At 63.3% G+C, this 25,234-nt stretch carries 24 protein-coding genes and 2 pseudogenes; 8 read left to right on the forward strand and 18 right to left on the reverse strand.

The window, feature by feature from the left end; translation table 11 throughout:
• The first annotated feature begins 7 nt into the window (after positions 1-7).
• Positions 8-1,264 carry an arginine deiminase gene (locus N181_RS11285; RefSeq protein WP_037393556.1) on the forward strand — a complete coding sequence of 419 codons (1,257 nt, stop codon included), beginning with the start codon at positions 8-10 and terminating at the stop codon, positions 1,262-1,264.
• A gap of 106 nt (positions 1,265-1,370) precedes the next feature.
• Positions 1,371-1,658 (forward strand): glycine zipper 2TM domain-containing protein, encoded by a 288-nt coding sequence (locus tag N181_RS31570; protein WP_014329769.1) that lies wholly within the window; start codon positions 1,371-1,373, stop codon positions 1,656-1,658.
• Positions 1,659-1,798: 140 nt separating this feature from the next.
• Here the strand turns inward: N181_RS31570 and hemH are convergent, their stop codons facing one another.
• The 5 genes from hemH to N181_RS11310 all read right to left on the reverse strand — a co-directional run bounded on the left by hemH (position 1,799) and on the right by N181_RS11310 (position 8,333).
• Positions 1,799-2,836 carry a ferrochelatase gene (hemH, locus tag N181_RS11290; protein WP_037393586.1) on the reverse strand — a complete coding sequence of 346 codons (1,038 nt, stop codon included), beginning with the start codon at positions 2,834-2,836 and terminating at the stop codon, positions 1,799-1,801.
• A 114-nt stretch (positions 2,837-2,950) separates the two neighbouring features.
• Positions 2,951-4,825, reverse strand: coding sequence for a bifunctional metallophosphatase/5'-nucleotidase (locus tag N181_RS11295; protein WP_037435202.1), 1,875 nt, complete (start codon positions 4,823-4,825; stop codon positions 2,951-2,953).
• Between the two features lie 225 nt (positions 4,826-5,050).
• Positions 5,051-5,416 (reverse strand): outer membrane lipoprotein Omp10, encoded by a 366-nt coding sequence (omp10, locus tag N181_RS11300; protein ID WP_014329766.1) that lies wholly within the window; start codon positions 5,414-5,416, stop codon positions 5,051-5,053.
• A 363-nt stretch (positions 5,417-5,779) separates the two neighbouring features.
• Positions 5,780-7,231 carry a homospermidine synthase gene (locus tag N181_RS11305; protein ID WP_037393560.1) on the reverse strand — a complete coding sequence of 484 codons (1,452 nt, stop codon included), beginning with the start codon at positions 7,229-7,231 and terminating at the stop codon, positions 5,780-5,782.
• 190 nt (positions 7,232-7,421) lie between these two features.
• Positions 7,422-8,333: a heme-dependent oxidative N-demethylase family protein gene (locus N181_RS11310; RefSeq protein ID WP_037393562.1), complete on the reverse strand. Its 912-nt coding sequence runs from the start codon at positions 8,331-8,333 to the stop codon at positions 7,422-7,424.
• A gap of 117 nt (positions 8,334-8,450) precedes the next feature.
• Here N181_RS11310 and N181_RS11315 point away from each other — a divergent pair, with 117 nt between their 5' ends.
• On the forward strand, positions 8,451-9,401 hold the full coding sequence (locus N181_RS11315) for a GGDEF domain-containing protein (protein ID WP_014329763.1): 951 nt from the start codon (positions 8,451-8,453) through the stop codon (positions 9,399-9,401).
• On the opposite strand, the gene N181_RS11320 is transcribed toward N181_RS11315, so the two are convergent.
• From N181_RS11320 to N181_RS11330, 3 genes are read right to left on the reverse strand one after another with little or no spacing between them, the layout of a single operon-like run.
• Positions 9,366-9,992 carry an aminotransferase class IV family protein gene (locus tag N181_RS11320; RefSeq protein ID WP_037393564.1) on the reverse strand — a complete coding sequence of 209 codons (627 nt, stop codon included), beginning with the start codon at positions 9,990-9,992 and terminating at the stop codon, positions 9,366-9,368. The genes N181_RS11315 and N181_RS11320 overlap by 36 nt on opposite strands.
• Entirely contained in the window at positions 9,989-11,146 is a 1,158-nt protein-coding gene (locus tag N181_RS11325) for an aminodeoxychorismate synthase component I (RefSeq protein WP_037393566.1), read from the reverse strand. Before N181_RS11325 ends, N181_RS11320 begins: the two co-directional genes overlap by 4 nt.
• Before the next feature lie 43 nt (positions 11,147-11,189).
• The gene (locus tag N181_RS11330; protein WP_037393568.1) at positions 11,190-13,058 is read right to left on the reverse strand and encodes a M3 family oligoendopeptidase; all 1,869 of its coding nucleotides are present in this window, start codon (positions 13,056-13,058) and stop codon (positions 11,190-11,192) included.
• A 185-nt stretch (positions 13,059-13,243) separates the two neighbouring features.
• Between N181_RS11330 and N181_RS11335 the strand changes: the two genes are divergently transcribed.
• Both N181_RS11335 and N181_RS11340 read left to right on the forward strand, forming a co-directional pair.
• Positions 13,244-14,788, forward strand: a complete 1,545-nt coding sequence (locus N181_RS11335; RefSeq protein WP_037393570.1) for a sigma-54-dependent transcriptional regulator — start codon at positions 13,244-13,246, stop codon at positions 14,786-14,788.
• A 180-nt stretch (positions 14,789-14,968) separates the two neighbouring features.
• Positions 14,969-16,828: a peptidoglycan L,D-endopeptidase MepK gene (locus tag N181_RS11340; RefSeq protein ID WP_037393572.1), complete on the forward strand. Its 1,860-nt coding sequence runs from the start codon at positions 14,969-14,971 to the stop codon at positions 16,826-16,828.
• A gap of 67 nt (positions 16,829-16,895) precedes the next feature.
• Here N181_RS11340 and N181_RS11345 read toward each other — a convergent pair whose 3' ends face one another.
• The 3 genes from N181_RS11345 to N181_RS11355 all read right to left on the reverse strand — a co-directional run bounded on the left by N181_RS11345 (position 16,896) and on the right by N181_RS11355 (position 18,469).
• A complete protein-coding gene (locus N181_RS11345) occupies positions 16,896-17,162 on the reverse strand; it encodes a DUF2312 domain-containing protein (RefSeq protein ID WP_014329758.1) in 267 nt (88 codons plus the stop codon).
• 175 nt (positions 17,163-17,337) lie between these two features.
• Positions 17,338-17,643: a DUF1244 domain-containing protein gene (locus N181_RS11350; protein WP_037393574.1), complete on the reverse strand. Its 306-nt coding sequence runs from the start codon at positions 17,641-17,643 to the stop codon at positions 17,338-17,340.
• 31 nt (positions 17,644-17,674) lie between these two features.
• Positions 17,675-18,469: an N-formylglutamate amidohydrolase gene (locus N181_RS11355; RefSeq protein ID WP_037393576.1), complete on the reverse strand. Its 795-nt coding sequence runs from the start codon at positions 18,467-18,469 to the stop codon at positions 17,675-17,677.
• Positions 18,470-18,766: 297 nt separating this feature from the next.
• Between N181_RS11355 and N181_RS11360 the strand changes: the two are divergent.
• Together N181_RS11360 and pyk are read left to right on the forward strand one after the other, a co-directional pair.
• A pseudogene (locus tag N181_RS11360) lies at positions 18,767-19,141 on the forward strand (DUF1036 domain-containing protein); the annotation flags it as partial.
• Complete coding sequence (gene pyk, locus N181_RS11365) at positions 19,141-20,580, forward strand: pyruvate kinase (RefSeq protein ID WP_014329754.1); 1,440 nt, start codon at positions 19,141-19,143, stop codon at positions 20,578-20,580. The pseudogene N181_RS11360 and the gene pyk, both read left to right, overlap by 1 nt.
• On the opposite strand, the gene N181_RS11370 is transcribed toward pyk, so the two are convergent.
• The 6 genes and pseudogenes from N181_RS11370 to N181_RS11395 form a co-directional block, all read right to left on the reverse strand.
• Positions 20,547-21,593, reverse strand: a complete 1,047-nt coding sequence (locus tag N181_RS11370; RefSeq protein WP_037393578.1) for an alpha/beta fold hydrolase — start codon at positions 21,591-21,593, stop codon at positions 20,547-20,549. The two genes, pyk and N181_RS11370, sit on opposite strands and share 34 nt — an antisense overlap.
• A gap of 22 nt (positions 21,594-21,615) precedes the next feature.
• Complete coding sequence (locus tag N181_RS11375; RefSeq protein ID WP_037393580.1) at positions 21,616-22,215, reverse strand: tetratricopeptide repeat protein; 600 nt, start codon at positions 22,213-22,215, stop codon at positions 21,616-21,618.
• A gap of 95 nt (positions 22,216-22,310) precedes the next feature.
• Positions 22,311-22,436: a type B 50S ribosomal protein L36 gene (ykgO, locus tag N181_RS11380; RefSeq protein WP_012709334.1), complete on the reverse strand. Its 126-nt coding sequence runs from the start codon at positions 22,434-22,436 to the stop codon at positions 22,311-22,313.
• Between the two features lie 177 nt (positions 22,437-22,613).
• Positions 22,614-23,662, reverse strand: a pseudogene (locus N181_RS11385) (5-(carboxyamino)imidazole ribonucleotide synthase).
• Positions 23,659-24,123, reverse strand: coding sequence for a 5-(carboxyamino)imidazole ribonucleotide mutase (purE, locus tag N181_RS11390; RefSeq protein WP_037393588.1), 465 nt, complete (start codon positions 24,121-24,123; stop codon positions 23,659-23,661). Before purE ends, N181_RS11385 begins: the two are co-directional and overlap by 4 nt.
• Positions 24,124-24,176: 53 nt before the next feature.
• Positions 24,177-24,380, reverse strand: coding sequence for a YdcH family protein (locus tag N181_RS11395; RefSeq protein ID WP_034855051.1), 204 nt, complete (start codon positions 24,378-24,380; stop codon positions 24,177-24,179).
• Between the two features lie 211 nt (positions 24,381-24,591).
• Between N181_RS11395 and N181_RS31575 the strand changes: the two genes are divergently transcribed.
• Positions 24,592-24,765 (forward strand): YdcH family protein, encoded by a 174-nt coding sequence (locus N181_RS31575; RefSeq protein ID WP_012709330.1) that lies wholly within the window; start codon positions 24,592-24,594, stop codon positions 24,763-24,765.
• Positions 24,766-24,943: 178 nt separating this feature from the next.
• Here N181_RS31575 and N181_RS11400 read toward each other — a convergent pair whose 3' ends face one another.
• Positions 24,944-25,204, reverse strand: coding sequence for an ArsR/SmtB family transcription factor (locus N181_RS11400; RefSeq protein WP_037389169.1), 261 nt, complete (start codon positions 25,202-25,204; stop codon positions 24,944-24,946).
• Positions 25,205-25,234: the final 30 nt, after the last annotated feature.

The raw sequence follows: 25,234 nt of genomic DNA on the forward strand, positions 1-25,234 counted from the left end.
ATGTGTCATGTCTTCTGAAAGCTCGAGCCACACTTTCGGCGTACACTCGGAGGTCGGCCAGCTGCGCAAGGTCATGGTCTGTGCGCCGGGCCACGCCCATCATCGTCTGACGCCAAGCAATTGCGACAGCCTCCTGTTTGACGACGTGCTATGGGTCGACAACGCCAAGCGCGACCATTTCGACTTCATGAACAAGTTGCGTGACCGTGGCGTCGAAGTTCTCGAGATGCACAACCTGCTCGCCCAAACGGTGGCAATTCCCGAGGGCAAGAAGTGGATTCTCGACCATCAGGTCGTGCCGAACCAAGTCGGGCTTGGGCTCGTGGACGAAATCCGCAGCTACCTCGAGGGGCTGCCTGACCGTGAGCTCGCGGAGACCCTGATCGGCGGGTTGTCGACCTACGAATTTCCCGAGACGCTTGGGGGCGAGATGTTGGAGTTGATCCGGGACGCCGCTGGCGTGGCGGAGTACCTGCTGCCGCCGCTGCCCAATACGCTCTATACGCGTGATACCACCTGCTGGATCTACGGCGGGGTGACGCTCAACCCGCTCTATTGGCCGGCGCGCCACGAAGAGACCATCCTCGCCACCGCCATCTACAAGTTCCACCCCGACTTCGCCGGCAAGGTCAATGTCTGGTGGGGCGACCCTACCAAGGACTGGGGTCTCGCCACGCTCGAGGGTGGCGACGTCATGCCGATCGGCAAAGGCAACGTGTTGATCGGCATGAGCGAGCGGACGTCGCGGCAGGCAATCAGCCAGCTCGCTGCGACCCTGTTCGAAAAGGGCGCAGCGGATCGTGTGATCGTCGCCGCAATGCCGAAGCTGCGTGCAGCCATGCACCTCGACACGGTGTTTACCTTCGCCGACCGCGACTGCGTGCTGATCTATCCAGACATCGTCGACGCCATTTCTGCCTTCTCCTACCGCCCCGCGTCAAAGCCGGGAACGGTAGACTTGCGCAAGGACGAAGGCAGTTTCGTCGAAACCGTGCGCGATGCCCTTGGCCTCAAGGAGCTGCGCGTGGTCGAGACGGGAGGCAACGACTACATGCGCGAAAGAACACAATGGGACAGCGGCGCAAACCTCGTCTGCGCCTCGCCCGGCGTCGTCTTCGCCTATGATCGCAACACCTACGCCAACACGCTGTTGCGAAAGCAGGGTATCGAGGTGATCACCATTTCCGGTGCCGAGCTCGGACGGGGACGCGGTGGCGGCCACTGCATGACCTGCCCGATCATGCGCGACGCCGTCGACTATTAATGTCGACGGTTCAGGCCGTGACCGACTGTGGCCACATGCTCTAAATTGCTGAATGTTCAAGCCGGATTTCGGAGAGAGTGGCCACTCGCAAAAGAAGGAGCATGCCATGACTCGAAGGACACTCTCTTTCGCACTCGCGATTGCGGCCGCCCTTGCCGCCGGCTGCGCCACGGAACAGAACCAACGCGGCTTGACCGGAGCTCTGGTGGGCGCGGGAACAGGCGCTGTGGCAGGCCAGCTCATCGGTGGAAACACAACGAGCACGGTCGCCGGTGCGGCTGGCGGAGCTCTTGTGGGCGCCGCGGTCGGGACTGCAACAACCCCGTCCTACAATCGTGGCAACTGCAGATACAGGCAACCGGACGGCACTATCATCATCGCTCGGTGCCGATGATTCCGCCTGGCGCTTGCTCTCATAGCCGGGACTTGACGTGCAAGTCCCTATGTCTCGACCGGGAACCCGACGTTTGGCCTGTGAAGGTCAAAGCTACGTTCGACCCGGCTTCAGAAGATGCTTGCCCGCAACGCGCTTGACTACAACCAACCCTCGAGTTCGCGGCGAACGACGTGGTTGAGCACCGCCATGCCTTCGGGGCTGTCGTTCAGGCAGGGGATATGCGCGAATTTCTCACCGCCATGGTGATGGAAGCTTTCGGCCGCCTGGCCTGCGATTTCCTCGAGCGTTTCCAGACAGTCGGAAACGAAGCCCGGATTGATGACGGCGATGCGCTTGACGCCGTCCTTGGCGAGCTTTTCGACTGTCGCGTCGGTATAGGGCTGCAGCCATTCCTCCGGCCCGAAACGCGACTGGAACGTCACCTGCAACTTCTCCTTCGTCCAGCCCAGTTTTTCGCGCAACAGCCGCGCCGTCTTCTGGCACTGGCAGTAGTAAGGATCGCCGAGATCGAAATAGCTTTTCGGGATCCCGTGGAAGGAGGCCAGAACCACCTCGGGCTGCCAGTCGAGCTTTGCCAGGTGATGCTCGATCGAGGCGGCGAGCGCATCGATATAGACCGGGTCGTCGTGATAGGGCGGCACGGTGCGCAGCGCCGGCTGCCAGCGCGTTTTCAGCAGCGCCTCGAAGGCCTTGTCGTTGACCGTCGCGGTCGTCGCCGCCGCATATTGCGGATAGAGCGGGAAGACGAGAATGCGCTCGCAGCCCTGTTGCTGCAGCGCCTCCATGCGCGAGGCGATCGACGGCTGGCCGTAGCGCATCGCCCAGTCGACGACGACGTGCGGGTGATTGGCAAAGCTTTCGGCCATCGACGCGGCCTGGTTGCGCGTGTAGGTCCGCAGCCAGCTCTCGTTCCGCTCCTTGTTCCAGATCAGCTCATAGGCCTTGCCGACCTTCTGCGGACGCGTGTTGAGCACGATGCCGTAGAGGATCGGGTACCAGAAGAGACGCGACCACTCGATGACGCGCCTGTCGCTCAGGAATTCCTTGAGGTAGCGGCGCATCGAGGTGTAATCGGTGCCATCCGGCGTGCCGAGATTGACCAGCAGCACACCGACCTTGCCGGATTTCACGGGCGGGTGAGCGGCGGTGGTCGGTTCGGCAAGTACTTCTGTCATCGTCTTCCTCATGGCGCTTATATCGCCAGCGGCGCCTCTGTTTTCAAATCCTTCTAAAAAGAAAAGCCGGCGCGGGAAAGCCCGCGCCGGCTTTTGCCGTAGAGGCAAATTGTCTTACTTCGCCGGAATCTCCAGTTCCCGCCCGATATGAAGAGCCCGCGGCTCGGGGTCGCCATTGGCTTCGGCGATCTTCTTCCACTCGAAGCCGTTGCCGTAGAAGGACTCGGCGAGATCCCAGAGCGTGTCGCCCCTGGCGATGACGTGCTTCTGCGGACCACCAGCGGCGGCTGCAGTTTCGCCCGATGGCTGGGAAGCGGGTGCCGCAGCGCTCTCGGCCGGCTTGGTCTCCGCAGCCGGTGCGGTCGCCGTTGCGCCGGCCGCAGCGGCGGCCTCCGCGATGCGACCGTCCGTATAGGGCTTGAACGGCTGATGCGCGGCGAGGTAGTCGGCCAGCACGGTTTCCAGGCCCGGGCCGTAGTCGTAGGCGTTCTCGCCCTTGGCCTTGAAGACCGCGTAGCCGTCGCCGCCGCCGCGCATGAAGTTGTTGCTGACGAGCGAATAGGTCTTTTCCGGATCGAGCGGCTTGAAGGCGTCACCCTCCTTCACCTCGACCGAAACCACTCGGCTGCCGGCGGGCTTCGAGCGGTCGAAGGAAAACTTGAGACCGGCCACCTGCGGGAAGCGCCCGCCGCCTTCCTCGACCTGGCTCACGCCGTTCTCCAGCGCTGCGCGAATATCGGCGCCCTTCAATTGGAACGTCGCGACGGTGTTCTGGAACGGCAGCACCGTGATCACTTCGCCCATCGTCACGTCGCCGGCGTCGATCGAGGCCCTGAGCCCGCCGCCATTGGTGATGGCGATCGTCACACCCTGACCCTTGACGCGATCCAGCATGGCGTCGGCGACGAGACTGCCCATTTCGCATTCCTTCGCCCGGCAATTCTCGCGCGCACCGTCGATCGGCGCTTCCGTCTTGGCGACGACCTTGGACCTCAACTCCTCGATCGGTTTGGCAAGCTCCTTGATGCGGGCGACGACTGCCTCATCCGGCTTGATCTTGGAGTCGACGAGGATCGGATCGCCCTTGGCGGCCTTGACCACGCCGTTGTCATCGAAAGTGACGACGAGATCGCCGAGGTATTTGCTGTAGGAACCCGCCTGCACCACCGGTACCTTGTAGCCGCCGGGGTTGTCGACCATCGTCGGATAGGGGCCTTCCGCCTTCTCGTCGGTGTTGGAGAGCAGGCTGTGGGAATGGCCGCCGACCACGACGTCGACATCCGGGATCTTGGCGATTGCCGCGAGGTCGCGCGGATAGCCGACATGGGTCAGCGCGATGATCTTGTTGACGCCCTGCTTCTTCAACTCATCGACGGCGCTGGTGATCGTTGCCACGTCCTCGCCGATCAGGATGTCCGGCCCCGGCGACGAAAGCTCCGGCGTGTCGTTGGCGACCGCCCCGACGATGCCGACCTTCTGGCCGCCGACGTCGAGCACGAGCGACGGCTTGATCCGGTCGCCGATCTTCGACTTGTGGCTCGGCAGCACGTTGGCCGTCACGACCGGGAAGGTGACCTTGTCGAGGAAGCTCGCGAGCCCGTCCTCGGCTTCGTCGAACTCATGGTTGCCGACGGTCATCGCGTCGAACTTCATGAGGTTCAGGAATTCCGCCTCGGCGGCGCCCCTGTAGGTGGTGAAGAAAAGCGACCCTTGAAAGTTGTCGCCGGCATTGAGCAGCAGCAGGTTCTTTCCGGTGAGTTCCTGGCGCTTCTGGTCGATCAGCGTTTTCAGGCGCGCGACGCCGCCGAAGCACTCGTTCTTGCCTTCCTCCTCGGCCGAGCAGGTCGAATCGAACTTGTTGATCGATTCGATGCGCGAATGCAGGTCGTTGATGTGCAGGATGTTCAATTCGTAATCGGCGAAGGCGGCGCCCGATGAAAGGGCGAGAAGGGATGCGGTGAGAAGGCCGGTCCGCATGTGTCTGATCATGATGTTCTCCTGTTGCCTGTCGTCTTCAGCCGATTGCAAGCCCCGAAAGGAAACCCTCTCCTGGCCGAGCGGTTTTAGCAGGCGGGATGTTTTCATCAGTCGCGCCGGACTTCAAGCGCTAAACGCGCCCCTCCTTTGCCGGATTCGAACTAGGGTTAAGCCGGATTCAGAAACAAAGAAGCCCCCGGATGGGGGCTTCGCAGACCTATTGTCTTCTGATCCTGCTCAGCCCTGGCGGGCGAGCGAGAACTGGGCGCCGGCATCCGTCGTGCAGTTCAGCTGCGTCGGCGTCACCAGCGCGCAGTTGACCCTGGATTGGGTCTGGCGGACCAGCGAGGTCATGTTGATCTCGACGAGGGTCGGGCTGACATTCACATAGGTGCCGGAGGCGAGAAGCTGATTATTATCGGTGGTGCGCGTCGAGAACGTGCCGGCGGCGAAGGTGGAAACAATGCCGTTCGGATCGACCCAGGATCCCTCCACGCCGCCAGCCCGCGCCTGTGGCGCCTGGCGGATTTCCCTTGGGGACGACTGGCATGATGCAAGCGCCGCGGCGGTTGCGAGAATGGTCAGTATGGCGAGTGGCTTCATCGGCGTTTCTCCCGCGTCACGAGTTGAAGCGGGATGCAAACGCAATACCGCTACAGACTTCTGCTCGTCCCCGCTCTACCGCATAATTCGCTCCGCCGGAACCGGCTTAACGGCAAATTGAGCAGCAGAGCGACGTTCCGGGGCGACTTTGTGCGCCCGGCGTTGCACTCAAGCCGCAGAGGCTTTCGTTTTCGAGAAAGACAAGCCCCGGACTTAGGTTGCAAGCAAGAGCAGGAAGCGGCGACCCTGGAGCGAATATCGCGGCAAAGGCGCCCGGAGCCAGAGAGGTCCGGGCGCGATTGATTCTAACGGGTTAGAGCGGGATGCGGGCGGAAAACCGCACACACTTTTCCTCATCCCGCTCTAGCGGACGAGGATGTTCTTGAACTGCCAAGGATCCTTGGTGTCGATGTCTTCGGGGAAGAGACCGGGACGACCGTCGAGCGGCGTCCAGTCGGTGTAGTGCCCCTCGACCGGGCCAAGATAGGGAAGCTGCACTTCGAGGCAGCGCTTGTAGTCCATCTCGTCGGCCTCGACGATGCCGGCCGTCGGATTTTCCAGCGCCCAGACCATGCCGGCGAGAACGGCGCTCGTCACCTGCAGGCCGGTTGCGTTCTGATAGGGGGCGATGCGGCGGGTTTCTTCCAGCGACAGGCGCGAGCCGTACCAGTAGGCGTTCTTGTCGTGGCCGTAGAGCAGCACGCCGAGCTCGTCGATGCCGTCCTCGAGTTCGGTCTCGTCCAGGACGTGGTGCACCGGTTGCGACGTTCCGCCGTTGCCGAACATCTCATGCAGCGACAACACCGCGTCGTTGGCCGGATGGTAGGCATAGTGGCAGGTCGGGCGATAGGTGGCGTCGCCATTCTTGTCATGCACGGTGAAGAAGTCGGCGATCGAGATCGATTCGTTATGGGTGACAAGGAAGCCGTATTGCGGGCCGGGCGTCGGGCACCAGCTACGCACGCGGGTGTTGGCGCCCGGCTGTTCGAGATAGATCGCCGCCTTGCAGCCCTTCTTGTGCTTCTTGGCGTTCTTCGGCATCCAGGTTTCATGGGTGCCCCAGCCGAGCTCGGCCGGCTGCAAGCCTTCCGAGATGAAGCCTTCGACCGACCAGGTGTTCCAGAAGACGTTGAGCGGCTTCGGGTGCTTGGTGCGCTGGGTGTCGCGCTCGGCAATGTGGATGCCCTTGACGCCGGCCTTCTTCATCAGCTTGGCCCAGCCTTCGCGGTCGTCCTGATGCGGCTCCTCATACTTCAGGCCGAGGTCGTCGGCGAGGTTGAGGAGCGCCTTCTTGACGAACCAGGAGACCATGCCCGGATTGGCGCCACAGGTCGAAACCGCCGTCGTGCCGCCCGGGTTCTTGGCCTTCTCGCGGCGCATCGTCTCACGCAGCGCGTAGTTGGTACGGGCGGCGTTGTCCATTTCGGCGTCGAAGTAAAAGCCGAGCCAGGGCTCGACGACCGTGTCGACATAAAGCACGTCGAGCTTGCGGCAGAGCTTGATGATGTCGAGCGAAGAGGTATCGACCGAGAGGTTGACGCAGAAGCCCTGGCCGCCGCCTTCGGTCAGGAGCGGCTTCAGAACTTCCTTGTAATTGTCCTTGGTCACGGCGGCGCGGACGTGGCGCACGCCATGGCGGGCAAAAATCTCCGTGTCCTTGGCGTCCTCACGGGGCTCCACCACGATCAACCGGCTCTTGTCGTATTTGAAGTGGCGCTCGATCAGCGGCAAGGTGCCGTGGCCGATCGAACCGAAGCCGATCATGACGATCGGGCCGGTAATCTCGCCATAGACCGGGTAGCTGGTGTCTGCCATTTTTGCGTCTCTCCTGACAAAACGTCTCTGTGTGCTGCTTGAATGCGCGCAGAAAGGCGCGCCTAGGGATCTCTCTGGGGCTGCCGACTGCACCTTGAAAAGCGCCGCGGCTGCCCTTGCGCGGCGCTGTAGAGCATAGTTTCATGTCACAATAAAGGGCCGTCGGGTCAACGGCGATTTGCGATGTTGCTTAACCGGCTATCGATAGCAAGGCGGAGATCAGGGCCTCTCGTTTGCTGACCAGGCCCTTGTAGGCCGCCTGCGGCAGGGTCAATTCGCTGAGTTGCTCGATGAAGGCACGGGCAAGCGCAGCCGCGTCGGGCCGGTTTCTGAGTGCGGCGAGCGGATCGGAATAGATGCGGATGGTGAAGACGATCGCGCCGCTTAGCGGCAACTTGCGCAGCGTCTGCCGTTCGACGCGGATGAAGGTGCCGTCCTCCGTCAGTCGGACGGCCTCGGCGCCGCTGCCTTCCGATTTCGGCTTCGACAGATGCAGCGCGCCGTCGACATTGACCGCCCAGTTGAACCGCTCGACGAAGCGGGCTGGCGAGAGATTGTCGAACATGCGGGCGATCAGCTCCGCATTGCGACTCCCCGCTTCGAAGCCCGGCACCGGGGCGTGGATCTCATCGAGCGACCGGCCGAACTTGTCGCCGAGAGACCAGGACGATGGAAAGGCGACATAGGCGGCGGTGAGGCGCCATTCGCCGTCCTTGCGTTCCATGATCGCCAGATCGTCCTGGATCAGCGACCCGGCGGTGACGAGCGGCACGTCATCGTCGAGCCCCACACGACGGCTGCCGGCGATGATCGCGCCGTTCTCGCGCCGGTAGACCTGCGGATAGCGGTGCGGGAGATAGTCGGTCAGAAAATCGAGGAGCTCCCGTTGGGCCATCTCCGTTCCGGCCTCCGCCGCAAAGACGCTGCCGCGATCTTCCGCCAGCAGCCGCGCCTTTTCCGAGAGATAGAAGTCCAGCGCCTCGTCCGGCTCTATCCATCGGTCGGGGTCGAGTTGCGTCAGTCCGATCGTGAAGGGCGTCGACGAGCCGTCGTAGGGCGTGTGCTTCATGTGCGAGTTCGGCGCGTTCTGCGGCTTAACCATTTTCGCTTCGTTTCACATGTTATACGGCTTGCCACAAGCTTTTCGTGCTATAGCTTTAGCTGATCCGTCCGCTTCGCGCCGTGATTGATTTGTTGTTCAAGCTGGAGCAGACCAACCATGACCGGTGATTACGTCAAGGCCCTGATGGGTTTGCAAGCCCGATCGCCCGTGCTGATGTCGCTCTACGATCAGCACGATCGGCTGCGCTTTGCCAATGCGGCATTCCGTTCCACCTATCATGTCGGCGCCGACGAGTCGCCGACCTGGGAAGAGATTGTGCGCCGCAATCACGCGGCCGGCCGGGGCATGATACTCGGGACCGACGACATCGATACCTGGATCGGCACGGCCCTCGAGCGGCGCGTCACCGTGCCGTCTCGCACGACGGAGGCCGAACTGCACGACGGCCGCTCGCTGTGGGTGACGGACACCGTCGATGAAAAGGGTTGGACGCTTTCGATGGCGGTCGACGTGTCCGGCATACGGGAGGAGGAGCGCAAGCACCGAAAGGACAGGGATTTCGCCTTGCGGGATGCGCCGGTGGAGGAACTCACCCATGTCCCCGACCGGCGCCATACGCTCGGGAAGCTCGCCGAGTTCATCCAGAACTGCGCCGAGAATCCGCAGATGTGGGGCTGTGTGGCGATCGTCGACATCGATTATTTCAAGGCGATCAACGACCGCTATGGTCCCCAGCGCGCCGACGAAGTGCTGATCGATTTCGCGCGTCAAATGCAGGGCTTCGTCCGTCGCTCCGATTGCTTCGGCCGCCTCGGTGGCGAGGCATTCATGCTGATCCTGCCCGACACGACGGTCAGCGAGTCTAACCTCATCCTCGATCGCTTGCTGGAAAAGGTGCGCGGCGCCAGGCCGCTGTCGAACATTCCGGAGTTCTATTACACCTGCTCGGTCGGGCTTGCGGAATATCGCGAGGGCGACAAGGTCAGCGACATCTATTCCCGCGCCAACCAGGCGCTCAATCTGGCGAAGCGCGAGGGCCGGGACCGGGTGAAGCGCTATACCCTGCCTGGCTCAGACCACGAGTTCCGCCCGGATCAGACCTCGTAGAGAATTGCCGACATAGAGGCGGCCTTTCTCCAGATCGGCGGGAAACAGTCGCGCCACCCGTGCCCGCCGTTGGCAGATGAGCTCCGTCCTGAGGACGCCGGCGAGCAGGCCGCAGGAGATCGGCGGCGTCTTCAGCGCTCCATGGCCGTCATCGAGGAAGATCGAGGTAATCGTGCCCTCGCAGACCTCGCCCTTTTCGTTGAAGAGGAGAACTTCGTCGGCCTCGGTCGAAGGAAACTCCCTGCGTGCCGCCTCGTATGCGCTGCGCCGCGTCGTTTTCATGCGGAGCAGCCGGTCGGAAGAATCGAGCCGCGTCGAGGCGATCCGGACGCGCCACAGCGCATCGGGCGGGAGGGCCGCGAACGGTGCGGTCGTGACCGCGATGGTGCCTTGACGGTCGAGCGTGAGCCGCACGCGCATTGCGCCTTCCGCATCGCGAACCGCCTCTTGCAGCCGCGCCTCGGCCGCCGCCGCGCCGGCGAAACCGAGACGCCGGGCGGAGCGTGTCAGCCGTGCAAGGTGCAGTCTGAGGCGGACGAAGCCGGCCTCCGGATCGTAGCGCAGGGTCTCGATCAGCGAGAAATCCGTCATCGGGCGATCTCGGCGTCGCCGAGGGCGAAGCGGGCCTTCAGCAGGCATTCGTCATACTCGGCTTCGGCCTTGGAATCGAAAACGATGCCGCCGCCGACATTGAAGATGGCGCGGCCGTCGGGAAACAGGGAAATCGTCCGGATCGCCACATTGAAGCGCATCACGCCATCCGGAGCGATGAAGCCGATCGCCCCGCAATAGGCGTCGCGGGGGCCGGATTCCAGCTCATGGAGGATCTCCATGGCCCGCATCTTCGGCGCGCCGGTAATCGAGCCGCACGGGAAGAGGGCGGCGAAGATGTCGGCGACCGAAAGATCGGGCAGGAGCCTGGCCCGCACATGGCTCACCATCTGGTGGACCGTCGGATAGGTCTCGATCTCGAAGAGCTTCGGGACACTGAGCGTGCCGACCTCGGTGATGCGGGAGATGTCGTTGCGCAACAGGTCGACGATCATCCGGTTCTCGGCCTGCGTCTTCTCGTCCTCGCGCATCTCCGCGATGATCGCCGCGTCCTCCTCGGCAGTGAGCCCACGCGGTGCGGTGCCCTTCATCGGGTGCGTCTCGATCCAGCCGTCCGTGTCGACATGGAAGAACAGTTCGGGCGATCGCGACAGCAGGACGGGTCCATCGAGCGCCACCAGCGCGCCGTATTTGACCGGCTGGCGTTCGATCAGCGACCAGAAGGCGGCGCGCGGATCGCCGGACCAGCGCGCGTGGATCGGCATGGTCAGGTTCGCCTGGTAGCAATCGCCCTGGCGCAGGTGCTGGTGCAGCCGTTCGAAACGCTGGCGATAGGCGGGAAAATCCCAACCGGCCCGGGCTTCGGACAGGAAGGGTTCGTTTTCGACACGTCGCTGCGGCGCGGCGAGCGGATGGCCTTCCGCCGGCGCGTCGAAGACGCCGAAGGACATCAGCGGCGTCTCGCGGTGCTCCTCGGCGAAAGGCGCAAGCTTCTCCTCGAAGAGATGCCCCGCCTCATAGCCCATGTAGCCGGCGAGCCACTTGCCGGCGCGGTGGGCAGCCTCGAGTTCGGAAAGCCCGCGTCGGAATTCCGCCGGCGTGCGCGCCGTGATGACGCGCGTCGGTTCGGCGAACACCGTCGTGCGGTCTTCGCTGTCGTCCCGGAACAGGACAAAGGGCGCGTGGTCAATCATCGAGGCTGGTCGCTGTCAGTCGGTCAACGTTCCGCGGGGCGGATCACGCCTTATCAAGCGCCTCCAGTTCATCGATCAGCCCTTCAATCATCGACAGGCCCTGTGCCCAGAACGACGGATCGGCGGCATCGAGCCCGAAGGGCGCCAAGAGTTCGGAATGATGCTTGGTTCCGCCGGCCTTCAGCAGGTCGAAATATTTCTCCTGGAAGCCGCTCTCGGCATTCCGATAGACGGCGTAGAGCGAATTCACCAGGCAATCGCCGAAGGCATAGGCATAGACATAGAAGGGTGAGTGGATGAAATGCGGGATATAGGCCCAGAAGGTCTCATAGCCTTCCGAAATCCGGATGGCCGGCCCGAGGCTTTCGCCCTGCACCGAAAGCCACAATTCGCCGAGGTCGTCGGCGGTCAGTTCGCCCTGCTTTCGCGCCGTGTGGACCTTGCGCTCGAATTCGTAGAAGGCGATCTGGCGCACCACCGTGTTGATCATGTCCTCGACCTTCTGGGCGAGCATGGCCTTGCGCTCGCGCTTGTCCTTGGTCCGGTCGAGGAGGGCGCGGAAGGTCAGCATCTCGCCGAAGACCGAGGCGGTTTCGGCGAGCGTCAGCGGCGTCGACGCCATCAACGCGCCCTGCCCACCGGCGAGCACCTGATGGACGCCATGCCCGAGTTCGTGGGCGAGCGTCATCACGTCGCGCGGCTTGCCCATGTAATTGACGAGCACATAGGGGTGGACGGAGGGGACGGTCGGATGGGCGAAGGCGCCAGGCGCCTTGCCGGGGCGGACAGGGGCGTCGATCCAGCGGTCATCGAAGAAGCGCCGGGCGATCGACGCCATTTCCGGCGCGAAGCCGTGATAGGCGGATAGGACCGTGTCCTTCGCCTCGCCCCAGGAGATCAGTGCATTCGGCGTCTCCGGCAGCGGCGCGTTGCGGTCCCAGAACTCCATCTGCTCCATGCCGAGCCATTTGGCTTTCAGCCCATAGTAGCGATGCGAGAGGCGCGGATAGGCGTCCTTGACCGCCGCGGCGAGCGCGTCCACCACTTCACGCTCCACCCGGTTGGCGAGGTGGCGGCTGTCGGCGATGTCCTCGAAGCCGCGCCAGCGGTCGGAAATTTCCTTGTCCTTGGCCAGCGTATTGGTGACCAGCGTGAAGGTGCGGATATTCGCCTTGAAGGTCTCGGCAAGCGCGATCGCCGCCTTCTTGCGGTTTTCGGAGGACGCATCCTGCAAGAGGTTCAACGTCACCTCGAGCGGCAGTGCTTCTCCGTCGACGGAGAAGGTCAGCGATGCGATCGTCTCGTCGAACAGCCGGTTGAAGGCGTTCGCCCCGGTCATCGATTTTTCCAGGAAAAGCTGCTCCAGCTTGTCCTCGAGCTGGTAGGGCTTGTCCTTGCGCAGGTCGAGAATCCACGGCTTGTAGTGGGCGGCAAGGCTGTCCGCCTCGAGCGCGGCGTCGATTACCTTGTCGTCGATCCGGTTGAGCTCCAGCGAGAAGAACAACAGATGCGCCGATATATCGGTGAGCTTCGATTGGACGTCGCCGTAGAGCTTGCCGTTCGCCGGATTGGACGTGTCGGAGAAATAGGTGAGGCCGGCGAAGGAGGCAATCCGTCCCATCAGGTCCTCGAGCGCCTCGAACTCCTTGACGGCCGCGCCGATGCCCTGATCGCCTGTCCTGGCGGCGGCGTCTGCGAGCTTGCCCTTCCACCTGTTCTCGAAGGCGAGCGCGTCGGCTTCGGCCTTTGCGAGATCGCTACGGAATTCATCGGAGCTGGCGGAGGCATAGAGATCCTCGAGCCGCCAGGTGGGCAACTCGCCGAGATCGGCAACTGCACTCGCCGCCTGCACCGCCTGCGCGCGCATTGGGGAGGGACCGAAGGCGGCGAGAAGGGGCGAAGCGAGTGTCATTGGCGGGTCTCCCGTTTTGCCTGGAGCAGGCAAGCGATATGGGGCGCATTGCTATCGTCCGCAATGGCTAAAATGCAAGCATTTCTCAAAACACGATGTTCAGTCCTCTATGGCACGAATGGCTGGCATGATTTGGCACATGAGGCTGGCCAAAGAGTACCGCGTGTCCTAAGCAGGAGGCTTTCGTGACATCCCATATTCTTGTCATCGATGACGATCCGGTGCAGCGCCGTTTGCTGACGAACATGATCGAGCGGCTCGGCCATGTCGCGCATCTCGCCGACAACGGGCGCAGCGGGCTCGAACTCCTGGAGCGCAAGGGCGGCATGATCAATGTCATCCTGCTCGATCTCCTGATGCCGGAGATGAACGGCCACGGTTTCCTCGAGGTGCTCGCCGAAAGGGGTATCGATACGCCGGTCATCGTCCAGACAGGGCAGGGCGGCATCGAGACGGTCGTTGGGGCGATGCAGGCGGGTGCCTTCGATTTCCTCGTCAAGCCGGTCTCCCCGGAGCGACTGTCGATCGCCATCGGCAATGCGCTGAAGATGGCGAGCCGCGACGGAAGGGTCAAAACCGCGCGCCGGCCGCGCGGCGGCGCGATCGGTTTCGACGATATCGTCTCGGCAAGCCCGGCGATGATCCGCGTCCTCGATCTGGCGCGGCGTGCCGCGCAATCGAACATCCCGATCGTGCTCGAGGGTGAATCCGGTGTCGGCAAGGAGATGGTGGCGCGGGCGATCCAGGCGGCAAGCGACCGGGCGGGCAAGCCCTTCGTCACCGTCAACTGCGGCGCCATACCGCATAACCTCGTCGAGAGCATCCTCTTCGGCCATGAGAAGGGCGCCTTCACCGGCGCGACCGAAAAGCACAGCGGCAAGTTCGTCGACGCCGACGGCGGCACGCTCTTCCTCGACGAGATCGGCGACCTGCCGCTCGAGGTCCAGGTGAAGCTGCTGCGCGCCGTCCAGCAGGGCGAGATCGAGACGATCGGCGCGCGCCAGCCGCAGCGCGTCAACGTGCGGCTGATCTCGGCCACCAACAAGGATCTGATCAACGAGGTGCGCGAGGGACGCTTCCGCGAGGACCTCTACTACCGCCTCAACGTCTTCCCGATCACCATCCCGGCGCTGCGCCGGCGCAAGGAGGACATTCCCGTGCTGGTGCGCTCCTTCGTCGAGCGCTTCACCGCGGAGCAGAGGCTCAACCAGCCTGTGACGGTTTCGAGCGGCGCGATGGCGTTGCTGACCGCCTATGACTGGCCCGGCAATATCCGCCAGCTCGAAAACGCCATCTTCCGCGCTGTCGTGCTGGCCGAAGGCGGCGAACTCGGCGTCAAGGACTTTCCGCAGATCGCCACCCAGATACCGGGCTACGTCGTTGCCGACCGCAGCGGCTTCTCCTGGGGCGAAGCAGGCCCGGAACGCCGCCCGCCGGCTGGCGCCGCCGCAATCGTTCTGCGTTCGCGCCCCGATATCCCGGAAAGGTCCGAGCCTTTCGGCCCGGTGCCGGAAGGACGTTCCGAAAACGCCATCGCCAGCGTGGACGAGGGCGGAGAGGTGCGCAAGCTTGCCGAAGTCGAGGAGGAACTGATTCGGTTTGCGCTCAAGTTCTATCGCGGCCAGATGAGCCAGGTCGCCCGCAAACTCGGCATTGGGCGCTCGACTCTCTACCGAAAGCTCAAGGATTACGGCATCGATCCGGACAATCCGCTGCGCGAAGCGGCATAAAATCGACGCATTCACACCTCATTTGCCGTGCAATTCGGTCACCGCCGTTTAGACCTTGTTAGGAAACTGTTCACTATATTATAAGGGGCGGTGACGACTGTGGCATATTTGCCATGCTGTCACCTTATTTGACAGTCATCTGAGACAGCAAAGCACGGTAGTCCGTCGAACGGGGATTGAATGCCAAATTTGTTCGGTTTGGGGGAGCCTATCGGTTCCTTGACGCGCAGACTCTGCTCGGCGATCACCCGCAAGGGGCCGCAGGTTCTCGCCTCCATCGCCTTGGCCTGCTCCCTCGTCACTCCCGGAATGGCGCCGCCGGTCGAGGCCGCCGGCCAGACACGGACACTGAAGCTCTATTTCATCCATACCAAGGAAAAGGCGCAGATCACCTTCAAGCGCAACGGCCGCTACGATTCCAAGGGCTTGCAGCAGATCAACCGGTTGCTGCGTGACTGGCGGCGGAATGAGCCGACCAAGATGGACCCGCGCCTTCTCGACCTCATCTGGGAAGTCTACCAGAAGAGTGGTTCGCGCGATTACATCCACGTCGTCTCCGCCTATCGCTCGCCCGCCACCAACGGCATGCTGCGGTCCCGTTCGAAGGGCGTCGCCAAGAAGAGCCAGCATATGCTCGGCAAGGCGATGGACTTCTACCTGCCCGACGTGCGGCTCAAGACGCTGCGCGAGATCGGCATGAAGTTCCAGGTCGGCGGCGTTGGCTATTATCCGACCTCTGGGTCGCCCTTCGTGCACATGGACGTCGGCGGCGTGCGCGCCTGGCCGCGCATGACCCGCAACGAGCTCGCGCGGCTCTTCCCCGATGGCAAGACGATGCACATTCCCGCCGATGGCAAGCCGCTACCGGGTTTCCAACAGGCAGTTGCCGATTACAAGCGGCGCGTCGGCGCGTCGGCGATCGAGGTCGCCGGTGGTGGCGCGAAAGGACCGGGCGACGTTGGCGGCAAGCGCCGCAACCTCTTCGCTGCGCTCTTCGGCGGCGGCGGGGACGAGGATGAAGAACCGACGGCGATCGCCGCCGGCGCAGGCGAGGGCGGCGGCGAGGAAGCCCCGGCCAATGTCCAGACCGCCGCGGCGTCGGCTGATCAGGAGGCGCTGCCGGGGGTCGCCGGTTCGGTCGCCGGTGCGCCGGCCGACGAACAGCAGAACATCAACGCGCCGGTGCCCGCCGTGCGCCCGGCCTTCAGGAATGCACCGGCCGAAGCCGGCGTAGCGGTCGCGCTGGTTGCACCGGAAAAGAACAATGCTCAGGAAGCGCTGGCCGCCGCCATGCCGCAGACGGCCGAGACGCCCTCCGAATATGCCGATCTCAGCACGTTGAAGGTGCCGGTCCCGCAGATGCTCGCACGGCGTGACATGAACGCGCTGGTGGCCGGCGAGACACTGGTGGCCTCTGCCGATGGTCGGACGCCTGAACTCGGCTTCGTGCCGGTGCCGGGGATGCGTCCGGCCGGGGAAGCGGCGCTCGCCGCCGTCGCCGAAGCCAATGTCACCGTCCCGCTCGTTCCGGAGCGCCCGGTTGCGGCCGCATCCGTTGCCGACACCATCGACATGGCCCAGGCTGATATGACCCCGCCGGCCGATACGCGTGTAGCGCTGGCGGCACCGACCGTCGACGCGCATCAGGGGTCGGCGATCCAGGTGGCCGCCTACGCGCCGCAGTCCGATACCGGTTCGCAGGCTGCGATCTTCGACAGCGCCTTCGATACCGAGGCGGACCTTCCTTCGAAGGGTGCCCGTCCGAAGCGGCAGGATGCGGAGGCGGCAAGCCGCTCCTCCGTCCGAACGGAGCCGAAGCTGACGAAGAAGATCATCTCCGAATGGGCGCTGTCGACCGGACGCGTCGCCACGCTGTCGAAGCCGGTCAAGGCGCCTCGTTTCGTCAGCAGTTCGCTCAGGGCCGCGCCGACCACCGTCTATGCGGCCGGCTTCAACAGCAGTGCCGGCTCGGTCGATACGGCTCGCTTCAGCGGCAATGCCGTGAACTTCATGGAAGTGAAGAAGTTCAGCACCAATTGAATTCATCCACCGGACATGAAAAAGCCCGCCGACCGGCGGGCTTTTTGTTGATCCCGTCTCTTCGCAACTATGCGGCCTCCTCGGCCGCCGGAACCATCCCCAGTGCCTGCAGATAGGTGTCAAGGATCGCTTCCTGCTCCATGCGCTCGTCGGCGTCCTGCTTGCGGATGGAAATGACTTTGCGCAGGATCTTCGTGTCGAAGCCCATCGACTTGGCCTCGCCATAGACATCCTTGATGTCGTCGGCGATCGTCTTCTTTTCCTCTTCCAGCCGCTCGATCCGTTCGATGAAAGCGCGAAGTTGATCGCGTGCGAAGCCTTGAGCATCCGACATGGTCTTCTCCTTTGGGGAATACAATTCTCGTGCCGTGACCTGCCGCGAACGGCAGGCGAGGTCAAGGGCCTTTGCGCAACAGAACGGGCAATTCCTCCGCGAGCCCGCGCGGAGGGGTGCTGCGCATGTGGATTGATGTGGATACGGCGGGAAATTCCCGTCTTCCTGGATTGCGCTATTCCTTTGGGCGGTTGCGCTCGAATGCTGCCTTCTGTTCGGCAGATGCGTCGCCCTGGTAGAACTCGCGCCATTCGTCATAGGGCATGCCATAGATGATCTGGCGCGAATCTTCCTTGCTCATCTGTGTGCCCGACGCTTCGGCCGCCTCGCGATACCAGTTCGACAGGCAATTGCGGCAAAAGCCGGCAAGGTTCATCAGGTCGATGTTCTGGACGTCGCTGCGGGTGCGCAGGTGCTCGACCAGCCGACGGAAGGCGGCGGCCTCGAACTGGATGCGCTGCTCCTTGCTGAGCTCGGTCATGCTTGTCTCCCTTAGGTCCTGACCCTCATCATCAGCCCTCATAAGCGCCGGTCCGCGAAGGATAGCGCTGATAGGCGTGCAGTGCCGGCATGGCGTTGAGTTCCGCGAGGATAGGCGCCAGCCGCTCGGCCCAGGCGGCAACCCCTGTTGCGTCGGCAATCAGGTCCTGCCTCACTTCGATCAAGGCATGGGCGATGCCAGGCATCATGCAGTGGCGGTACATGGTATCGCCCCGGAGCGCGCCGTCATAGGGCTCATTGTTGCCGACGATGATGTCGCCGGCCGCTCCGAGCTTCTCGATCAATGGGAAGACGGCGCGCGGGTCGTTGTCCCAGAGCACCGCCGCGTGCCAGGGGCGCGCAATACCCTTCCAGGCCGGCGTGAAGGAATGCAGCGAGATCACCAGCGGCGCCTTGCCGCCGGCGGCAGCGGCCTCGGCGATGGTCTGCGACACGGCCTCATGGTACGGCCGATGAAAACGATTCAGCCGGTTCTGCCATTCCTCGTCGGTGATCGGATAGTTGCCCGGGACGATCGCGCCGTCCGAGATCTTCATGATCAGGGTCGGGTCGTCCTCGCCGCGGTTGGGGTCGATCAGCAGGCGTGAGAAGCAGCCGAGCACCGCAGGCGCCTCAAGTGCCGCGGACAATCGCCGCACCAGAGGTTCGATGCCGATGTCGTAGGCGATGTGGCGTTCGAAGGCGCTATCGGCGAGACCGAGCCGTCCATATTCCGGAGGAAGCCGGTTCATGGCGTGGTCGGCAAGAAGGATGAGGCCCTTTTCCCGTTTGCCGTCGATAATTTCGTAGGGGGAGAAGTGGCGCATTCCGATCCCGTGTCGCTCTCCAACGTTGCGCACCTGATCGCATGCAAACTTGCGCCTCGCAATAAAAAGCCGTGAGTTCAGCGCCTTCTGTCACAGGAATGGCAAATATAATCGATTAGAGTTGCGTTGACTTTCCCGGCTGGCCGTCGCAAGAAAGTGCCACGCAATTTCAAAAACGGAGTTCCGCAGGAAGCCGTGTCTAGATATCCTTTTTCCAAAGCGAAGCCGGGGTCGACGACGTTAGGAGCTATCCTCCTGTATTCCTTGGTGATTTCCGGCGCATTTCTGTTTTCTGGCGAGGCTCGGGCCGATTTTCGGGTCTGCAACGGGACGCAGCAGCTGGTCGGCGTGGCGATCGGCTATCGCGCCAAGGACGGCTGGGTCACGGAGGGCTGGTGGCAGGTGCCGGCAACGACTTGCGCGACGCTGATCGAGGGCGAACTCCAGTCCCGCTACTACTACCTCTATGCGGAAGACGCGGCCAAGGGCGGCCGCTGGACCGGCGACATCAACATGTGCGTCGCCGAGAACGAGTTCAAGATCGCCGGCGTGCAGGACTGCTTCGCGCGCGGCTTCCAGCGGATGGGATTCAAGGAATATGACACGGGACGGCAGGGGAGCTGGATGGTTCAGCTTTCCGATACGCCCGGCACGCAGGAAAGCCAGAATTGATGAGACGGAACAGAAAAGTCAAAATCCTCGCCACGCTCGGGCCGGCATCGGCCGAGGAGCAGATGATCCAGAAGCTGCACGAGGTGGGGGCCGACCTGTTCCGCATCAATATGAGCCACGCGAGCCATGAGGTGATGCGCACGCTCATCGAGCGAATTCGCAGTGTCGAAGCGCGCTGCGGCCGGCCGATCGGCATCCTTGCCGACCTGCAGGGGCCGAAGCTGCGCGTCGGCAAGTTCGCCGACGGCAAGGTCGAGCTCAAGATCGGCCAGACGTTCACGCTCGACAACAAGGACGTGCCCGGCGACACCACGCGCGTCTATCTTCCGCATCCGGAAATTCTCGAGGCGGTGAAGCCTGGCGACCGCTTGTTGATCGACGACGGCAAGCTGCATCTCAGGGCCGAAAAGACCGACGGCAAGAGCATCGTCACCACCGTCGTTTCCGGCACCAGAATCTCGGACCGCAAGGGCGTCAGCCTGCCCGATACATTGCTCGGCGTCGGGGCGCTCACCGACAAGGACCGGGCCGATCTCGACGCGGTGCTCGCCACCGGCCAGGTCGACTGGGTGGCGCTTTCCTTCATCCAGCGCCCCGAGGACCTCGCCGAGGTCCGCAAGATCGCCCGCGGTCGCGTCGGGATTATGTCGAAGATCGAAAAGCCGCAGGCGATCGAGCGCATCGACGAGATCATCGAGCTTTCGGACGCGCTGATGGTGGCGCGCGGCGATCTCGGTGTGGAAATGCCGCTCGAATCCGTCCCCGGCCTGCAGAAGCAGCTGACGCGCGCCTGTCGGCGTGCCGGCAAGCCCGTCGTCGTCGCGACGCAGATGCTCGAATCGATGATCTCCTCGCCGGTGCCGACGCGCGCCGAGGTCTCGGACGTCGCGACCGCCGTGTTCGAAGGCGCCGATGCGGTCATGCTTTCGGCCGAATCCGCCTCCGGCGAATACCCGGTCGAAGCGGTCGCAACCATGGCTTCGATCGCCAGCAACGTCGAACGCGACCCGCATTATTCGGGCATCATCTACGCCCAGCGCACGCCGCCGGAGGCAACCGGTGCCGACGCCATCTCGCTTGCCGCGCACCAGATCGCCGAGACGCTCAATCTGGCGGCGATCGTCACCTACACGTCGTCGGGCGCGACCGGTCTGCGTGCCGCCCGCGAGCGCCCGCAGGTGCCGGTCATCGCCCTTTCGCCGATCGTTCAGACAGCCCGTCGCCTCTCCGTCGTGTGGGGCCTGCACTGCGTCGTCACCGAGGATGCGACCGACCTCGACGACATGGTCAATCGCGCCTGCCGCATCGTCGTCAGCGAGGGCTTCGGCAAGCCGGGCGATCGGATCATCATTTCCGCCGGCGTGCCGCTCGGAACGCCCGGCGCCACCAACATGCTGCGCATCGCCTATATCGGCTCGGACGGGCGCACCGGCGTATAAGGGAGATCCGTTGTCGGACCCTTGATCGTCAGGCGGGCCTCGGCCCGCCTTGCGATTTTTTGAAGATCACGCGGCTTGCCGGAGATCTTCTCGATCGCGGCGACGACGAGGTCGGTCACGACGTAGTCCGGCTTATGGCCGAGATTGCCGATCCACAGCAGTTCCGATCCCACGATGGATGATGCCAGTCCGCGGGAATGAATGTCGGCAAGGACGATCTCGTCCTGGTCGCCGGTGATGATCACCGTCGGTGCGGAAATCTCCGCATAGCGCGGCGCCACCTGCGTGACGTAAGCGTGCAGATTGGCGACGTCGACGGCGTTGTTGAGAAACGTGGCTGGTCTGAGCACGAGGTGCGGCGCCGTATTGGCAACGTAGTCTTTCGGCCGTGGATTCGGCCAGAATATCGTCTGCGTGACCCGGTCGATGCGCCTCAGCCCGAGCGGAATGACGGCGGTGTTGGCGAAAAGCCAGCCGACAAGGGGCAGCGTCGCCAGGGTAATATGCCAGTCGACGCCCCCCGGCCAGGGATGCGTCGCCGGGGCGAGCAGCACGACCCCCTCGGTTCTTTCCGGATGGCGAAGGGCGAGGCTGGCGACAATCGCCGCTCCGAAAGAATGACCGACGATGATTGCCCGGGAGATGCCGCGCTTGTCCATCAGGCGGGCAATGGCGTCTGCCTGGCCGTCCGGACGAGCATTGGCCGGTCCGCCGCGCTCCGAATAACCGTGACCCGGCCGATCGACGAAGAGCATTTCGGCACGGCCGTCGAGCGCCGGCTGAAAGGCGTGCAACTGATCGAGAAGATTGCCGCCGGCGCCATGAATGAACACGATCGGCGGTAGATCCGCCGTCCCATCCGGCCGGATATGGACGCAGTTCATCTGGAAACCGCCGACGTCCACCATCTCCCCGCTGTTCGGGAATCGCGTTGCGATCCGGTGCGCCTGCCATTGGCTGTGGGCGAAAGCCGCAAGGATCAGGGTGGCGAGAATCAGAAGTGTCAGGAGCATGCGTCGGTCATATCGGCAAGCGTCACGTACGGCTGCCGGCGAGCTTTTCGGCGAGCTCCCCGAATTGCTCCTGGGCCTTGCGGTCGGAGGGATAGACATCGAGGAATTGCTGCCATGCCCGCATCGCCAACTCGTTCTTGCCGGCCGCCTCCAGCATGGTCGCCATGCCGGCGATTGCGCCGAAATGCCGGGGTTCGATCGCCAGGACACGGTATATGTCGGACATTGACTTCCGGTAGTTGCCCATCTGGAAATGCAGTGTGGCGCGGCGATTCCAGCCTTCGACGTAATTGGGAGCAAGCGCGATGACCTGGTCGAGAATATCGAGGGCCACCGGCTTCTTGTCGTCCGTGATCGCCTTGTCGGCCGATTGCATCAGAAGGTTGACCGTGGCGCTGCCGGAATCCTGCCACTCGAGGCGAATGCGGTCGGCAAGTTCGCGCGCCTCGTTTTCGTCACGCTCCTTCTTGAGGTCCATGAAGAGGGCGTCGAGGCGTTGTTTGGATGTCGCGAGACTGGCCGTTTCCGGCTGAGGGGCGGGGTTGGCCGCTTGCGACAGGGCCGCAGTTGCAGGGACGGTCAGGGCCAGAATCAAAGTCAGAAAAAAGCGCATGGCGGACATCGTAGCCCGCCATGAAACAAGTTCAAAATCAAATGTGAATGAGGATCACCGAAGCGACCGACGTTCAGGCCGGCGGCCATAGCCGCCCGAGGGCATCAGCCCTGACGAGCCTTGAAGCGCGGGTTCGACTTGTTGATGATGTAGACGCGGCCCTTGCGGCGAACCAGGCGGTTTTCGCGGTGACGGGTCTTCAGCGACTTGAGCGAATTCTTGATCTTCATTTTTCCTGATCCGCAGGTTTCGGGGAACGAAAATTCGCCCGGTAATTCGAACAATCAAAAGCGCGCCATTCAGCGCGCTCTTCAAGTAGGCAGGCACATACCTTGTCGCCCTGATCGTGTCAACCGCAGGCCGGCGCGATTTCGACAGGCCGGCGCGCAATCCTGTGGCCAATCGGCTCAGAGAAGGCGGGTGAAATGACCCATCTTGCGGCCAGGGCGCGCCTCAGCTTTGCCGTAGAGATGAACCAGCACGTTCGGCGCGGCGAGCAGGTTGGGCAACTCGGCAATCTCGTCGCCGATGAGGTTCTGCATGGCGCAGTCCGAGTGGCGCGAAGGGTCGCCGAGCGGCAGGCCGGCAATGGCGCGGACATGCTGCTCGAACTGCGAAACGACGCAGGCGGCTTCCGTCCAGTGGCCGGAATTGTGGACGCGCGGGGCAATCTCGTTGACGACGACGCTGCCGTCGGCAAGCACGAAAAATTCGACGCCGATCACGCCGACATAGCCGAGCGCCTCGAGAATGGCGGTCGCGGCCCTGCGGGCAGCCTCGGCGGTCGGGGCTGCGACCGATGCGGGCACGGTCGAGGTGTAGAGAATGCCGTTCCGATGCACGTTATCCGCCGGATCAAAGCAGGCGGTGGCGCCGTCGAGGCCGCGCGCGGCGATGATCGAGATTTCCCGTTCGAATGGCACAAGACTTTCGAGGATCAGCGGCACGTTCCCCAGGGCGGCGAAGGCGCCGGAGGGATCGTCCGCCGCGGAGCGGAAGAGGCGCTGCCCCTTGCCGTCATAGCCGAGGCGGCGGGTCTTCAGCACGCCGGCGCCGTCGAAATCGGCAAGCGCCGCCCCGAGGTCCGCCTGGCTGTCGACGGCGTGGAACGGGCGGTGGCAATGCCGCAGCCATTGATGAACTGCTTCTCGACCAGCCGGTCCTGCGCGACTTCCAACGCCTTCGGCGGCGGGAAGACCGGCCGCGCTGATGCCAGCCGCTCGGCCGCGGCGACGGGAACGTTCTCGAACTCGTAGGTGATCAGGTCGGCGGTCCGGGCGAGCTTGTCGAGCCCTTCAGGATCGTCATAGGCCGCGACAACCTGGGCGTTCGCCACCTGGGCGGCGGGACAATCCGGCTGCGGTTCGAGAATGACGGTGCGAAAATTCAGCCGCGCAGCCGCCATGGCCAGCATGCGGCCGAGCTGGCCGCCGCCGATGATTCCGATGGTCTTCATGCCTGGTCTACCGGGTACTCGGCGACCGAAACGGTCTGCTGTTCGCGCCAGTCGTCGAGGCGGTCGGCGAGGTCGTCGTCGCTCAACGCCAGGACGGCGGCGGCAAGCAGGGCGGCATTGACGGCCCCCGCCTTGCCGATCGCGAGCGTGCCGACCGGAATGCCGGCGGGCATCTGGACGATCGACAGCAGGCTATCCTGGCCGGAGAGCGCCTTCGACTGGACCGGGACGCCGAAGACCGGCAGCGGCGTCATCGAGGCGCACATGCCCGGCAGATGAGCGGCTCCGCCGGCGCCGGCGATGATCACTTTGAAACCCTCATCGCGTGCGCCCTTGGCAAAACGGACCAGCCGGTCGGGCGTGCGGTGCGCCGAAACGATGCGGGCCTCGTAGGCGATGTCGAGGGCCTCGAGCGTGTCGGCGGCGTTCTTCATCGTCTCCCAGTCCGACTGGCTTCCCATGATGATGGCGACGGGCGGGGTCGTGGTTTCGGTCACGTCTGTCAGGATCCGTTTCAGGCGATGATGTCGGGGATGATCTGGTCTTCGATCTTGGTGATCTTGTCCTTGATGGCCAGCTTCTTCTTCTTCATGCGCTGGATGCGCAGGGCGTCGCAACCGGTCTCGATCATGGCGTTGATGGCGACGTCGTAGTCTTCATGTTCCTGCCTCAGGCGCGCGATGGTCAGTCTGAGTTCGGCCTGGTCCTGATCCGGCATGCAATACGATCCCCATAAGCCCGGTCGCGTATGCGCCGCGATCCGGAATTTCCTGCGCCGCTCTATCACATCTTGGGCGGTGACGGGAAGTTATCCGACGTCATCATTTCGCCTTCGACAAATGAAAAATGGCGTGGCACACTAGTAAGGTTACAACCATGGAACATCCGGCATTTGCGTGGCGGATGCAAGCAAAAGGAAGGGACTGCCAATGACCATTGAGGCTCATCTTGCAACGCTTGAGAAAAAACATGGCGCCTTGGAAGAGGAACTGCATGAAGCGCTCAATTCTCCCTCCTGCGAGGACGAACTGATCAGCGAACTCAAGCGGCGGAAGCTGCGCATCAAGGACGAAATCGAAAGACTCCGTTCCTCGACACACTGATTGCGAACGGTATTTCCCGCGTTTTCGGGATGCGTCGTTTCGTTGAAGCGACGCGACAGAGGTCAAAAACAATCCCAAAACATGACGGATCGCTAGACCGGGCTCACAGCCCGGTCCGCTTCTGCAGGCGGCTTCCTGTCCTCCTGCTGCCCGCGAGCGGGGCGAGCCACGCGAAGCCTCAGGACCAGAACTGGTCGAGCCATAGGTTGAGGCGGTCGAAGCCGGGTCTGTGGATGGCGTAGATGCGCCTGGTGCCGCTCGTCGATACGGATACGAGATTGCAGTCGAGCAGCGCTTTCAAATGCTGCGACACCGCCGGCCGGCTGATCGGCAGCCCTTCGGCAAGTTCATTGACAGTCTTCGGGGCGCGCCGCAGCTCCTCCAGCAAGTAACGCCGGTTCGGATCCGCAATGGCATCGAAAGGGTCCGCGATCGTCATGAGCGGGACGTTAAGCGAATTCCTGCCGGG

The sequence above is a fragment of the Sinorhizobium fredii USDA 205 genome, from assembly GCF_001461695.1.
GTDB classification, from domain to species: domain Bacteria; phylum Pseudomonadota; class Alphaproteobacteria; order Rhizobiales; family Rhizobiaceae; genus Sinorhizobium; species Sinorhizobium fredii.

Bases quoted from the DNA above. Each gene is read 5' to 3' on its own strand.
- N181_RS11295 (WP_037435202.1), bottom strand. From the start codon at position 4,825: ATGATCAGACACATGCGGACCGGCCTTCTCACCGCATCCCTTCTCGCC.
- N181_RS31575 (WP_012709330.1), top strand. From the start codon at position 24,592: ATGACCATTGAGGCTCATCTTGCAACGCTTGAGAAAAAACATGGCGCC.
- hemH (WP_037393586.1), bottom strand. From the start codon at position 2,836: ATGACAGAAGTACTTGCCGAACCGACCACCGCCGCTCACCCGCCCGTG.
- N181_RS11370 (WP_037393578.1), bottom strand. From the start codon at position 21,593: ATGCTCCTGACACTTCTGATTCTCGCCACCCTGATCCTTGCGGCTTTC.
- N181_RS11330 (WP_037393568.1), bottom strand. From the start codon at position 13,058: ATGACACTCGCTTCGCCCCTTCTCGCCGCCTTCGGTCCCTCCCCAATG.
- N181_RS11355 (WP_037393576.1), bottom strand. From the start codon at position 18,469: ATGCGCCACTTCTCCCCCTACGAAATTATCGACGGCAAACGGGAAAAG.
- N181_RS11305 (WP_037393560.1), bottom strand. From the start codon at position 7,231: ATGGCAGACACCAGCTACCCGGTCTATGGCGAGATTACCGGCCCGATC.
- pyk (WP_014329754.1), top strand. From the start codon at position 19,141: ATGAGACGGAACAGAAAAGTCAAAATCCTCGCCACGCTCGGGCCGGCA.
- omp10 (WP_014329766.1), bottom strand. From the start codon at position 5,416: ATGAAGCCACTCGCCATACTGACCATTCTCGCAACCGCCGCGGCGCTT.
- N181_RS11395 (WP_034855051.1), bottom strand. From the start codon at position 24,380: ATGCCGGATCAGGACCAGGCCGAACTCAGACTGACCATCGCGCGCCTG.
- N181_RS11400 (WP_037389169.1), bottom strand. From the start codon at position 25,204: ATGACGATCGCGGACCCTTTCGATGCCATTGCGGATCCGAACCGGCGT.
- purE (WP_037393588.1), bottom strand. From the start codon at position 24,123: ATGGGAAGCCAGTCGGACTGGGAGACGATGAAGAACGCCGCCGACACG.
- N181_RS11350 (WP_037393574.1), bottom strand. From the start codon at position 17,643: ATGACCGAGCTCAGCAAGGAGCAGCGCATCCAGTTCGAGGCCGCCGCC.
- N181_RS11340 (WP_037393572.1), top strand. From the start codon at position 14,969: ATGCCAAATTTGTTCGGTTTGGGGGAGCCTATCGGTTCCTTGACGCGC.
- N181_RS11320 (WP_037393564.1), bottom strand. From the start codon at position 9,992: ATGACGGATTTCTCGCTGATCGAGACCCTGCGCTACGATCCGGAGGCC.
- N181_RS11310 (WP_037393562.1), bottom strand. From the start codon at position 8,333: ATGGTTAAGCCGCAGAACGCGCCGAACTCGCACATGAAGCACACGCCC.
- N181_RS11345 (WP_014329758.1), bottom strand. From the start codon at position 17,162: ATGTCGGATGCTCAAGGCTTCGCACGCGATCAACTTCGCGCTTTCATC.
- N181_RS11375 (WP_037393580.1), bottom strand. From the start codon at position 22,215: ATGTCCGCCATGCGCTTTTTTCTGACTTTGATTCTGGCCCTGACCGTC.
- N181_RS11285 (WP_037393556.1), top strand. From the start codon at position 8: ATGTCTTCTGAAAGCTCGAGCCACACTTTCGGCGTACACTCGGAGGTC.
- ykgO (WP_012709334.1), bottom strand. From the start codon at position 22,436: ATGAAGATCAAGAATTCGCTCAAGTCGCTGAAGACCCGTCACCGCGAA.
- N181_RS11325 (WP_037393566.1), bottom strand. From the start codon at position 11,146: ATGATTGACCACGCGCCCTTTGTCCTGTTCCGGGACGACAGCGAAGAC.
- N181_RS31570 (WP_014329769.1), top strand. From the start codon at position 1,371: ATGACTCGAAGGACACTCTCTTTCGCACTCGCGATTGCGGCCGCCCTT.
- N181_RS11315 (WP_014329763.1), top strand. From the start codon at position 8,451: ATGACCGGTGATTACGTCAAGGCCCTGATGGGTTTGCAAGCCCGATCG.